9 protein-coding genes are annotated in these 11,698 nt (G+C 71.4%); 3 read left to right on the forward strand and 6 right to left on the reverse strand.

Annotation, left to right across the window (positions count from 1 at the left end; all coding sequences use genetic code 11):
• Nucleotides 1-21: 21 nt before the first annotated feature.
• From WMF22_RS26460 to WMF22_RS26475, 4 genes are read right to left on the reverse strand one after another with little or no spacing between them, the layout of a single operon-like run.
• Nucleotides 22-726 (reverse strand): response regulator, encoded by a 705-nt coding sequence (locus tag WMF22_RS26460; protein ID WP_437292774.1) that lies wholly within the window; start codon nt 724-726, stop codon nt 22-24.
• Nucleotides 723-1,445: a hypothetical protein gene (locus WMF22_RS26465; protein WP_438031585.1), complete on the reverse strand. Its 723-nt coding sequence runs from the start codon at nt 1,443-1,445 to the stop codon at nt 723-725. Before WMF22_RS26465 ends, WMF22_RS26460 begins: the two co-directional genes overlap by 4 nt.
• Complete coding sequence (locus WMF22_RS26470; RefSeq protein WP_438031586.1) at nt 1,442-2,206, reverse strand: hypothetical protein; 765 nt, start codon at nt 2,204-2,206, stop codon at nt 1,442-1,444. The genes WMF22_RS26465 and WMF22_RS26470 overlap by 4 nt, the downstream gene beginning before the upstream one ends.
• Nucleotides 2,203-2,922, reverse strand: a complete 720-nt coding sequence (locus WMF22_RS26475; RefSeq protein ID WP_438031587.1) for a hypothetical protein — start codon at nt 2,920-2,922, stop codon at nt 2,203-2,205. The genes WMF22_RS26470 and WMF22_RS26475 overlap by 4 nt, the downstream gene beginning before the upstream one ends.
• 357 nt (nt 2,923-3,279) lie before the next feature.
• Here WMF22_RS26475 and WMF22_RS26480 point away from each other — a divergent pair, with 357 nt between their 5' ends.
• Nucleotides 3,280-4,461, forward strand: a complete 1,182-nt coding sequence (locus WMF22_RS26480) for an LLM class flavin-dependent oxidoreductase (protein WP_438031588.1) — start codon at nt 3,280-3,282, stop codon at nt 4,459-4,461.
• Between the two features lie 148 nt (nt 4,462-4,609).
• On the opposite strand, the gene WMF22_RS26485 is transcribed toward WMF22_RS26480, so the two are convergent.
• Entirely contained in the window at nt 4,610-5,182 is a 573-nt protein-coding gene (locus WMF22_RS26485) for a hypothetical protein (RefSeq protein WP_438031589.1), read from the reverse strand.
• Between the two features lie 401 nt (nt 5,183-5,583).
• Here WMF22_RS26485 and leuA point away from each other — a divergent pair, with 401 nt between their 5' ends.
• A complete protein-coding gene (leuA, locus tag WMF22_RS26490; RefSeq protein ID WP_438031590.1) occupies nt 5,584-7,275 on the forward strand; it encodes a 2-isopropylmalate synthase in 1,692 nt (563 codons plus the stop codon).
• A 386-nt stretch (nt 7,276-7,661) separates the two neighbouring features.
• Entirely contained in the window at nt 7,662-9,233 is a 1,572-nt protein-coding gene (locus WMF22_RS26495; RefSeq protein ID WP_438031591.1) for a glycoside hydrolase family 43 protein, read from the forward strand.
• Nucleotides 9,234-9,372: 139 nt separating this feature from the next.
• Here WMF22_RS26495 and WMF22_RS26500 read toward each other — a convergent pair whose 3' ends face one another.
• The gene (locus WMF22_RS26500; protein ID WP_438031592.1) at nt 9,373-11,457 is read right to left on the reverse strand and encodes a TonB-dependent receptor; all 2,085 of its coding nucleotides are present in this window, start codon (nt 11,455-11,457) and stop codon (nt 9,373-9,375) included.
• Nucleotides 11,458-11,698 lie beyond the last annotated feature (241 nt).

Consider the following 11,698-nt stretch of genomic DNA (forward strand, 5'->3'; position numbering starts at 1 on the left):
CGGCCAGGCATCGCGGCCCGGCTACGCCCCCTGCAGCTTGTAGCCGACGCCGTGCACGGTCGCGATCGGATCGCCGCCAACCACGCGGAACTTCGCGCGGATCCGGCGGACGTGCGTGTCGATGGTGCGCTCCGTGATCAGGTTGTCGTAGCGGTAGGCGCGCTGCATGAGCTGCCCGCGCGAGAGCACCACCCCGGGCCGCTCCAGCAGCGCGCCGAGCACGCCGAGCTCCGTCGCCGTGAGCGACACCGGCTGGCCGAGGTACCGCGCCTCGTGACGCTCGGTGTCGACCTCGATCGGGCCGTGGCGGAGGACCGCGGCGCGCGCGCCGGCGGACGCCGGCGCGGGCGCGGGAGGCGGCGCCTCGGTCCGCCGGAGCAGCGCGCGCACCCGCGCCACGAGCTCCCGCGGCGAGAACGGCTTCGTGAGGTAGTCGTCGCCGCCGAGCTCCAGGCCGACGATGCGGTCGACCTCGTCGGCGCGCGCCGACAGGAACAGGATCGGCGTCCTGCTCCCGGCGCGCAGCCGCCGGCACACCTCGAGGCCGTCGAGCTCGGGGAGCATCACGTCCAGCACCACGAGGTCCACCGTGCCCGCCCCCGCCGCCTCGACGGCGGCGCGCCCGTCGGCCACCGCCGTCACGGCGTACCCCTCCTTTTGCAGGGCGTAGAGCAGCACCTCGCGGATGCGCGCCTCATCGTCGACGACCAGGATGTGCTTGCTCACGTCGCGATCGGTCCCACTGTTCCGTCTGTTCCGTCCGTTCCGGCGCCGTGCGCGTCGATCGCCGCGCCGAGGCCCTCCACGCGCGCCCAGACCTCGGACACGATACCACCGACGCCCTCGACCGAGGACCCGGCGAAGCGCGCCAGCACGAGCTGCGTGCGCAGCGCCTGGACGAGATCCGCGAGCTCCTCGAGGGCTCGGGCGTCGCGGTCGCGCATCGCCCGCAGGCGCCGGATGTTCTCGAGGTGCAGGTGCGCCGTCGCCAGCGACCGCGCGCCCGCGCCGCCGCCGCCCCGCTCGATCTCCGCGACGCGCGCCGCGGCGGCGCCCTCGTCGAAGCCGCTCTGGCGCAAGAGCGCGTCGAGCTCGGCGTGGCGGGCGGCGGCGCGCGCCACCTCGGCCTCGATCCGCGAGGCCGCCTCGCGCGACAGGAGCGCCTCGAACGCGGTGCCAGCGCACGCGCTGACCCCCTCGCGCAGCGCGCCCAGGACGCGCGCGGCGGCCTCGCCCGCGGCGCCGCCAGGGCGCCCACCGCTCTCTCCGCGGCCCGCCGTGAGCGCGACGGGCGCCCAGATCGGCCAGAGCGGCACGCAGAGGGCCGCGGACAGGGCGGCGCGGCGGCGCGCGCCTTGGCCGTCAGGGCGCGCGCCGCGGTAGACCGCCACAGCGCACGCGAGCCCCGCGATCAGGTACAGGACCGCCAGGTCGCGCAGGCTCATCGCTCGCTCCCCGTCAGGCCGTCGCGCGCGCCGCCGTCCTCGTTCTCGTACGGGTAGCGGTGGCCGTGCGCGTGGTCGTCCGGATCGGGCGGAAGCCCGTCGTCGTCGTAGATCCCGCGCGCAGATCGGAAGCTCCGGAAGAGCGCGTCGGAGAAGCTCCCCTCGCTGGCGCGCAGGAACGGGACCTCCTTCTCGCTCGGCCGCCCGAGGTAGGGCCGGAGGATCCACGCGGCCTGACCGCCGACGGCGAAGAAGACGGCCATGAAGGCGACCGCGGTGAGCCAGCGGCCCGGGCCCGCGCCGATGCCCCGCACGAGCACGCCGAGCGCCGCGAGGCCCGCGACGGCGTAGGCGAGCCAGGCCGCGACCGACGACGCGTGGTAGCCGAGCCCCACGTCGATGGCCAGCCAGAGCACGGGCGCGAACGCGAGCAGCACGAGCGACGAGCGGCCCGCCGACGCGAGGGCGAGCGCGATGACGGACCGCATGGGCCACGGGCGCCCGAGCACGGCCGAGAACGCGTGGAGCGCCGGGGCCGAGATCGCGAGCGTGATCAGCATCGCCAGCGGCACCTTGATGGCCGCATAGACGATCTGCTCCCTGCCGCGGAAGCTGCCGACCACGCCGCCGAACACGGCCGAGCCGAGGGCGATGGCGCCGAGCGACGCGAGCGCGATGGCGCGGATGTCCCTGTCTTCACGGCAGCTCGCGGCCACCTCGGCGGGCGCCCGGAGCAGACGGCTCACGACGGAGGCGCTCACGAGGCCCCCCCCTTCAGCATCGGGAGCGTCTCCACCCACACGCGCAGCGCGAGCACCGCGGCGAACACAGCGAACCCGACGAGCGCCGCGGTCGCCCCGGAGAGCCTGACGAGACCGCCGTCGCGCCGGAGCGCCGCGCCGAGATCGCGCAGCAGGACGCCGACGCCGACCACGCCGCCCACCGCGAGGCCGAGCAGCCCCATGAGGGCCGCCGTCAGGTCCGACCCGCCCGTCACCACGAAGAGCGCCGAGGCGGGCGCGAGGCCGCCGAGCACGAGGCCCGTCGCGGCGGCGGCGCGCGCCGTCGCCGACAGCGCGCGGGGCGGGTCGAGCGGCGCGTCGAAGAGGGTCAGCACGATCGTGAGCGCCGGCACGCCGACGAAGGCGACGGCGACCATGGCCGCAGGGACGCCGGCGGCGTGGTGAGCGAACGACACGCCGCCGTGCCGCGCGCCGAGCGAGAGCCCGTAGAGCGAGGCAAGGCCGACGCCGACGCCGAACCGGGACAGCTCCTCGCGGAGCGAGGCCGAAGGCCGCTCCGCGAGGAGGGCGGCCGTCCAGCCGCGGTGTCCGGCGCCTTCGGCGGGCTCCACGGCGGGGCCGGGCACGGGGGCCGCGGGAGCGTCGTCTCGACGCGCCGCGGGCTCGTTTGCGCCGGCGTCCGTGCCGGCCTCGAGCGATGACGTCAGGGGGAGACAGGTAGCTTGCACCTGCACGTGGACCTCCTTCGGGGTGAGCGCTGCGCGGCCTGGTCACGACCGCCGCAGACCTCCCTGGGCGTACCCCCCGGGTGAGGCGCACCCGCGCGCCCGACGAGGAACAAACGCGGAGAGGTTGTGGCGAAGACGTGGCGACGGCGCGCGCCCCCGGAGCGCCCCGGGGCCGGGACCGCCGGCGCCCGAGGAGCCCTCCACGGGAGGTCTCCCGCGACGGTCCACACGCACATCACAGCCTCTGAGCGCCCGACTCCGGTGATCCATCGACATGTAGATCGGTGTGCGCCAAACCACACATTGCCGTTTTGTACGTGACGGATCGATGCTTGGCGCGCAGCCATCGCGCGGGAGGAAGTAATGAAGATCGACCTGTTCACAGAGATGCAGAGTCCCCGTCCGTGGTCGGAGGACCACGAGCACAGGATCATCATGAACACCCTCGAGCAGGCGAAGCTCGCCGATCGGCTCGGGTACGGCTGCTGGTGGCAGGTCGAGCACCATACGGCCGAGGAGTTCAGCTACTCGTCGGCGCCGGAGGTGATGCTCGCGGCGATCTCGCAGCACACGACGTCGATGCGGCTCGGGCACTCCTCGGTGCTGTCGCCGTTCCGGTTCAACCACCCCATCCGCGTCGCCGAGCGCGCGGCGATGCTCGATCACCTGAGCGGCGGGCGCCTGGAGCTCGGCCTGGCCCGCTCGACCATCCCGGAGTGGCGCGCGTTCAACATCCCTCCGGACCGGACGCGCGATCAGATGCAGCAGGCGTTCGAGATGATCCCGAAGATGTGGACGCAGGAGCGGTTCTCCTGGAAGAGCGAGGACGCCGAGATCAACAACGTGCCCATCCTCCCGAAGCCGTACCAGAAGCCCCACCCGCCCCTCTGGCAGGCCTGCTCGAGCCTGGCCTCGTTCGAGCAGGCCGGGCGCAACGGGGTCGGCGCGCTCGGCGTCACGCTGTGGGCGCCGCCCGACCAGGTGAAGGAGTGGATCGGCATCTACCGCGAGGCCATCCGCCGGTGTGAGCGGCCCGTCGGCGCGTTCATCAACAACCAGGTCGGGTTCTTCACGTTCGCTCACTGCGCCGAGACGGACCAGCAGGCCATGGAGAACGGCGCCGCCTCCGCGGCCGCGTGGTACACGAACGGGTCCTTCACGTTCTTCGAGGCGAAGGAGCACTTCCTGCGGACCCACGCCGAGGAGCAGGCGCTGGCCAAGGACCCGGCGGGCGGAGGCCTCGTGGGCCAGCTCCTGCGCGACCGCGCGGGGAAGACGCCGGCCGAGACCAAGGCCAACGCCGTCCTCGCCCGCATCATGCAGAACGAGGACGTCCCGAACGAGGAGGTGTTCGACGCCCTGAAGGAGCAGAACTCGCTCATCGTCGGCAGCCCGGAGACGTGCCGGCAGAAGATCAAATTCTACGAGGACCTCGGCATCGATCGCCTGCTAAGCTTCCAGCAGGTCGGGCGCCTGTCGCACGAGCAGGTCATGGGCAGCATCCGCCAGATCGGCAAGCTCATCCCCGAGTTCGACACCCCCTAGAGCGGCGGTCACCCGCTTCGGAGACGGGCCCACCTCGACGTTTTCGGTGCTCAGCGCACTGAATGCGCTTCCGCGCCGAAAACGCCGATCTGGGCCCGTCTCCTGTGCGGGAGACCGCCGCTCTGCTCGGCATGTAGCTGAGGGGCGATCAAAACCGACCGACGAGGCCGAGCCCGGCGCTGCTCGGGCCTAGCGCCACCGGCGCCGGGAGCACGAACGGCTGGCTGACGTCGTCGCGGACCAGCACACTTCGCGGCACGAGGAGGCCGGGGATGAGCAGGGCGGCTCCCGTGATCTGGACGAGCCCGTCGAGGACGAGCGCCATCGTCTCGAGGTCGTCCTGCCGGGTCGTCGCCAGGGTGATGAAGGGGCCCGCGCACGGCACGAACAGCGCCGCATAGCCAGGGGAGCCACGGTATACCGCGTCGCCGCCGCCGATCGCGGTGAACAGGTAGACGGTTCCGAAGACGATCGAGCCGCTGATCACGAGCCCCTTGCGGACGCGCGTCTCCGGATGATAGCCGGGCAGCACCGGCTCGCCCTCCCTCCAGGGGAGCACCTTCGGAGCCGCGGGCAGGGCGCCGTGGCCCCGGATGTCCGCGGGCAGCGGCTGTGGCGCGAGCGTGGGTTGTCCTTGCACGAGCGGCGGAGCCGGCAATGTCCCGTCGTCCGCCCGTGCGTGCTCCGCGCCAGAGAAGGAGACAACAAGCCAGGTCGCCACGGCGAGCGACCATCGTTCAACCGATCCTCGATTCCACATTTCAGCCCCCCGCTCTCGCATGCCCCGTGACCTCGCGCCGGCAGCGCCCGACAGACGAGCCTACACGAGACGGGTCAGGTCCGAGCAGGCGCAGAGCGTCGCGCCGGCGGTGTTGAACCCCACACCCGCCGCCGCGCTGGACAGGCGCGCGGATGTTCGCTAGGCTGCACATCGATGTCCGTCCCTCGCGCGCGCTCCCTACGCCCCTGCCCAGGCCTACGGCCCGGGGGCCTTTGCGCGCGCTGCTGATCGACGTCGCTCCTCGCAGTACGGCCCGCTCGGTTCTCTTGGTCCAGGTGGGGTCGTCCGCATCGTCGTCGTGTCGTGACGACTCCCATCGCTAGCTTTCAGGGAGTCCCGTCATGTCCACGATGCCTGTCCACAAGTACAAGCCCTTTCAGCCCATCCACCTGCCCGATCGCCGCTGGCCCAGCCGCGTGATCGAGAGGGCGCCGCGCTGGTGCAGCGTGGACCTGCGCGACGGCAACCAGGCCCTGGTCGAGCCCATGGGCCTCGAGCGGAAGCTCCGCATGTGGCACGAGCTGCTGCGCATGGGGTTCAAGGAGATCGAGGTCGGCTTCCCCAGCGCGTCGCAGCCCGACTTCGACTTCGTGCGCTGGATCATCGACCAGGGGCTCATCCCGGACGACGTGACGATCCAGGTGCTCACCCAGGCGCGCGCCGAGCTGATCGAGCGCACCTTCGAGGCCATCCGCGGGGCGCGCCGCGCCATCGTCCACCTCTACAACTCCACCTCCACGCTCCAGCGGCGCGTGGTGTTCGGCCTGGATCGCGCGGGCATCGCCGAGATCGCCGTGCGCGGGGCCCGGCTCGTGAAGGAGCTCGCGGCGCGGTCGCCCGGGACTGAAATCGTGCTGGAGTACTCCCCCGAGAGCTTCACGGGCACCGAGCTCGATTTCGCGAAGGAGATCTGCGAGGCCGTGATGGACGTCTGGGAGCCCACGCCATCACGGAAGATCATCCTGAACCTGCCCGCCACCGTCGAGATGTCGACGCCCAACGTGTACGCGGATCAGATCGAGTGGATGCACAGGAACCTGAAGCAGCGCGACAGCATCGTGCTGAGCGTGCACCCGCACAACGACCGCGGCACCGCCGTGGCCGCGGCGGAGCTCGCCGTGATGGCGGGCGCCGACCGCGTCGAGGGCACGCTGTTCGGGAACGGCGAGCGCACGGGCAACGTCGACGTCGTGACGCTGGCGCTCAACCTGATGTCCCAGGGCGTGGATCCCGAGCTCGAGATCCATGACGTCCAGGCGATCAAGGAGACGGTCGAGCACTGCAACCGCCTGCCGGTCCACCCGCGCCACCCGTACGTCGGCGAGCTCGTGTACACGGCCTTCTCCGGGTCGCACCAGGACGCGATCAAGAAGGGGTTCAAGGCGCTGCGCGAGGGCGGGAGCCCGCTCTGGGAGGTGCCGTACCTGCCCATCGATCCGCAGGACGTCGGCCGCAGCTACGAGGCGGTGATCCGCGTGAACAGCCAGTCGGGCAAAGGCGGCGTGGCCTACGTGCTCGAGCACGACCACGGCTACGCGCTGCCGAGGGGGCTCGCCGTCGAGGTGAGCCAGGCCGTGCAGCGCAGGGCGGAGCGGACCGAGGGCGAGGTGCAGAAGGCCGAGATCCTGGCGATCTTCGAGCGGGAGTACGTGAACCGCGCAGGGCCGCTCCGCGTCACCCGGCACAGGCGCGTCGGCCAGGGCGCGGACGAACGACACGAGTTCCATGTGCAGATCCGGGGCGCCGCCCACGTGCTGAGCGCCGCCGGCGAAAGCCCCGCCGAGGCGCTCGCGAGCGCGCTCTCGCGCCACGCGGGGATCGCGATCGCGGTGGACGAGCACGCGGCGCACGCGCTCCCGAGGAGCGCCGGCGACGAGACGGCGGCGTATGTGGCCCTCTCGGTCGGGCGCAAGCGCAGCTTCGGGGCGGGGACGCACGGGGACGCCGACATGGCGTCGCTCGCCGCCGTGGCGTCCGCGTGGAACCGCGCGCGGCCGGCGGATGCGGCGCAGCTCGCGGCGGCAGCGGAGTGAGCGGGCGCGCGGTCGCCAGAGCCCGCCGGAGGCGCCCGCGCGGCGAGACGAAGCGCCTGGACGCGCGCGCGCGCGGTGCTACCCTCGCGCGCCGACGGCGGAGCTCCTCCGGCGGGTCCGGCAGCGCGGCCACAGACGGCAGACGCGGGAACCAGCAGGGGCGACGTTGCAGACGCCACGTTCCCTTATGATGCCTTCTCCCCCACGCCGCATCCCGAGCTCGCGCCGCGTCGCGAGCCGCCTGTGGACACGCACCTGCGGTGCCTCCTCCAGCGCGCGAGCGGTGGGACCTGGGCAGGGAGCGCCTGCGGTGCCGGGCGTATCCGTCGAGCTCTGGAAGCAGGACTGGCTGCGCTGGAACACAACGAGACAATCAAGGTGAGTGAATGAGCAAGGTGGAAAATCCGGCACTGAGAGGGTTCAACCCCGATCCGTCGATCGTTCGCGTGGGGGACGATTATTACATCGCGACCTCGACGTTCGAGTGGTTCCCGGGCGTCCAGATCTCCCACTCGAAAGACCTCGCCAACTGGCGGGTGGTCGCGCGGCCGCTGGAGCGGTACTCGCAGCTGGACATGCGCGGCAACCCGAACTCCGGCGGGATCTGGGCGCCGTGCCTGACCTACGCGGACGGCTTGTTTCACCTCATCTACACGAATTCGCGCCGCTGGGCGGGGGCGTTCAAGGACGTCCACAACTACCTGGTCACCGCGCCTTCCATCACCGGTCCGTGGTCGGAGCCCATCTACCTGAACAGCTCGGGGTTCGATCCTTCGCTGTTCCACGACGACGACGGCCGCAAGTGGCTCGTGAACATGGTGTGGGATCACCGGCCGGGCAACAACCCGTTCGGTGGGATCTTGCTCCAGGAGTACAGCCCGAAGGAGAAGAAGCTCGTCGGTCCGGTGGAGAACATCTTCCGAGGCACGGCGCTCGGGCTCGTGGAGGGGCCGCACCTCTACAAGCGAGATGGCTACTACTACCTGCTCACCGCGGAGGGTGGCACGTTCATCACGCACGCCGCGACGGTGGCCCGCTCTCGCTCGATTCACGGCCCTTACGAGGTCATGCCCAACAATCCGCTCATCTCCAGCGCGTCCCACCCCGAGCTGCAGCTCCAGAGCGCCGGTCACGGCAGCTTCGTGGAGAACAAGGACGGCTCGTGGGTGTTCGCGCACCTGTGCCGCCGCCCGCTGAAGAATGGCCGGTCGACGCTGGGACGCGAGACGGCGCTCCAGGGGATCACCTGGGTCGAGGGGTGGCCGCGGCTGACCTCGGGCGGGCAGGTTCCGCTGGACGTCTACGAGGGGCCGAACCTGGCTCGCCACGAATGGCCGAAGACACCCGAGCGCGACGACTTCGACAAGCCCGCGCTGGACATCGAGTGGCAGTCGCCGCGCGTGCGGCCGGCGGACGTGAGCAGCCTCGCCGCCCGACCCGGGTACCTGCGCCTGATCGGGCGCGAGAGCATCACCTCGAACTTCCAGCAGAGCCTCGTCGCGCGGCGCCAGCAGGCCAAACACGTGCAAGCGACGACGTGCATGCAGTTCGCCCCTCAGCACTTCCAGCAGATGGCGGGCCTCGTCGCGTTCTACAGCACGGACTCGTTCTACTATCTCTACGTCTCACGGGCGGACCACGCCGAGAAGGCCCTCTCGCTCATGAAGTGCGAGCGCGGGAACCTGACGTTCCCGGTCGAGAAGGAGTACGTGCTGGACGGGGTGGAGAACATCTTCCTGCGGCTCGAGATCAAGGACGAGCGGATATCGTTCTTCTACTCGCGGGATGGCGTCACCTACCACGCGGTGGGGTGGGAGCACGACGCGTCGATCCTGTCGGACGAGCACGCGGTGCCCTGCGGGTTCACGGGCAATTTCGTCGGGATGGCGTGCCAGGACCTGGCCGGCACACGCCTGCACGCGGACTTCGACTGGTTCGACTACCGCGAGATCGGGTGACGTCCACACAGGGGACAGCCTAAGGGATCCCCTTCAGTTCTTCGGAAATTCACAGGGAGGCGAGGAGACGGGGAGGGAATTTTTCAAATACTCCCTGACTCCCCGCCTCCCTGTTCAATTTCTCCGCTGAAAGGGGCTGCTATAGGCCTGGCCTCGGCTCGCGCTCCTTGCCACGGAGGTGGATCTGGAGCGTCAGCATCCACGCGGTCGGCGCCGCGACGAGCACGTGCGGCGACGGCAGCGGGGGCGCGCTGTCCTTCACGAAGCTCGAGGCGTAGACGTACTGCGCGTCGTAATACTGCAGGCCCAGGAGGTTCGTGCCGTTCAGGGCGAGCTCCATGCCGCGCCAGCCGACCGCTGCGACGGCATCGAGGCTGACAGCGTCCTTGCCGTCCCGCCCGCCCGGGAGGGAGCGACCCGCCATGCCCTCGACGCCGGCGCCCACGCGGACCGTCACCTCCTTGCCGGAGAGCCGGCCGACGACCCCCGAGGCGAACACGTCGTCGCGCAGGACGAACGCCGGCGCATTGGGCACCGGGTCGCCCTCCGCGAAGCGCGCGTCGGAGCCGGTGAAGCGAGCGTGGGTGTACGTCCCGCTCAGGTGCGCGCCGAACGGGCCGGAGCGCGCGCTCATCACGACCTGCGCGCCGGCGCGCACCGACGGCGGCGCCTCGACGTGCTGCCGGGACGCCGCGTCGAACACACGGTCGTTGCCGAGCCACGAGCCGAACCCCACGGCCGAGCCCTGGAAGGTCTTGCCCTCCTTGAGCCGGACGCCCGCCTCGACGCTGCGCACCCTGGTGAACGGCACGCGCTCGCCCTCGTCGAGGTCGCGCGCCTGCGGGGAACGGAACCCCTCGCCGTAGCTCGCCACGAGGTGTACGCCGCCGCGGACCGCGATGTCGGCCATGGCCTTGCTCGAGACGACGAAGCCCTGCGCGGTGCGCTCGAGCCCGGCGTTGCTCGTGCGATCCCGCACGCCGTACGAGAGCGAGTCGAGGCGCGCGCCGCCACGGACGACCACGCGCTTGATCGGATAGAGCGAGAGATCGGCATACGCGGCCACGTTCGTGGCGTCGATCGTCGCGTCGACGAGCGCGGCGTTCCTCGTGCCGTCCTCGAACAGGCGCGTGTCGGTCTGGTCGACCGTGTCCACGCGCGCGTAGGCGCCCATCTCGATGGAATCGCGCTTCGAGGTGATCTCGACGCCATGGCGGTAAAGCACCGTGAGGCCGAAGGTCGCGGCGTCGTTCACCATCTCGCTGTCGTCGCTCCGGACGATCGGCTCGCCGGCGAGCTGGTCGAGCGCGTACCCGGTGAGGTTCTGGTGAAACGTCGTCTTGGTCTTGCCCGCGAAGCCGCCGATGCCCATCGTGCCCTCGCCTAGGCTCCAGAGGACATCGGAGCCGACGAGCGCCTGCGACGTCCTATCGCGGCCGAGCGGCCGCTGCGCCGCGTAGGGGTCGGCGCCCCGCTCCACGGGGCCCTGCGGCAGGTAGCCGGGAAAGTCGAAGCGCGCCGAGCCGATGGCCACCGTCGCGCGGAACTGGACCCGGTTTTCGCCCCCGCCGAGCTGCCCGACGAAGGAGCTGCGCTCGCCGCCGCGCACGCCGCCCGGCCCGTCCGTGGCGTCGGTCTCGAAGGCCGCGAACGTGTCCATCATCTCGTCGTGCTCGGGCGCAAACGCGATGAGGACACGCCTCGTCCCGAACGAGCCGACTCCCCCCTTCAACCAGAAGCCCGGCGCCTCCAGGCCGAGATCCATGCGGAGCGAGCCGGCGACGCCGAAATCGCCTTGCCTCGGATCGTGCGGGCCGCTGGCGATCCGGACGGAGCGGACCACCTCCGGCATGATGAGGCGCATGTCGGCATATCCGGGAGCACGGATGTGCGAGACCTGGTTCATCGGGATGTTGCCGGCGAAGATCTCGACGTCTTGACCCGAGGTGCCGTCGAAGCCGCGCAGCGACAGGCGCGGCGCGCGACCGGGCAGGCCGCGATCGCTCATGAAGACGCCCGGGAGGACCCGCAGCACGTCGGCGCCCGAGCCGTGCGGCGCCGCGGCGAGGACCTGCGCGTCCGCCTCGACGTCGGAGGCGCTCCGGGCCGGCGGCTTCGCCCGCACCCTCACCTCGAGGGGCTCGTCCTTGGGGGCACAGGCGTCGATCTCGGCCTGGGTCGCCGCCTCGCGGACGCACCGCTCGTAGCTGTCGGCGCGGGCCACCGACGGCCACAGCGAGGCACAGAGGAGCGGGACGGCGACGGCCAGCGGTCCTGTCGGCCCGAGCCGCCGTGATGGCCATCCCCTCGAGCCCCGTCCCCCGCGGTGCCTCATGAGGCGATGATACAGACAACGAGGCCGGAACTTGGGTGGGAAGCGTGGGAAGCGTGGGAAGCGCGCGTCATGATCTAGCGCTCAGGGGTTCGTCCCGAGCCGTCCGCCTGCCTGCCTGCTACTTCGCCGC

The sequence above is a fragment of the Sorangium sp. So ce204 genome (genome assembly GCF_051526795.1).
In the GTDB taxonomy this organism is placed as follows: Bacteria; Myxococcota_A; Polyangia; order Polyangiales; family Polyangiaceae; genus Sorangium; species Sorangium cellulosum_B.

What these genes read in the sequence shown, in the direction of transcription:
- WMF22_RS26495 (WP_438031591.1), top strand. Translation starts at nt 7,662, where the DNA reads ATGAGCAAGGTGGAAAATCCGGCACTGAGAGGGTTCAACCCCGATCCG.
- WMF22_RS26480 (WP_438031588.1), top strand. Translation starts at nt 3,280, where the DNA reads ATGAAGATCGACCTGTTCACAGAGATGCAGAGTCCCCGTCCGTGGTCG.
- WMF22_RS26465 (WP_438031585.1), bottom strand. Translation starts at nt 1,445, where the DNA reads ATGAGCCTGCGCGACCTGGCGGTCCTGTACCTGATCGCGGGGCTCGCG.
- leuA (WP_438031590.1), top strand. Translation starts at nt 5,584, where the DNA reads ATGTCCACGATGCCTGTCCACAAGTACAAGCCCTTTCAGCCCATCCAC.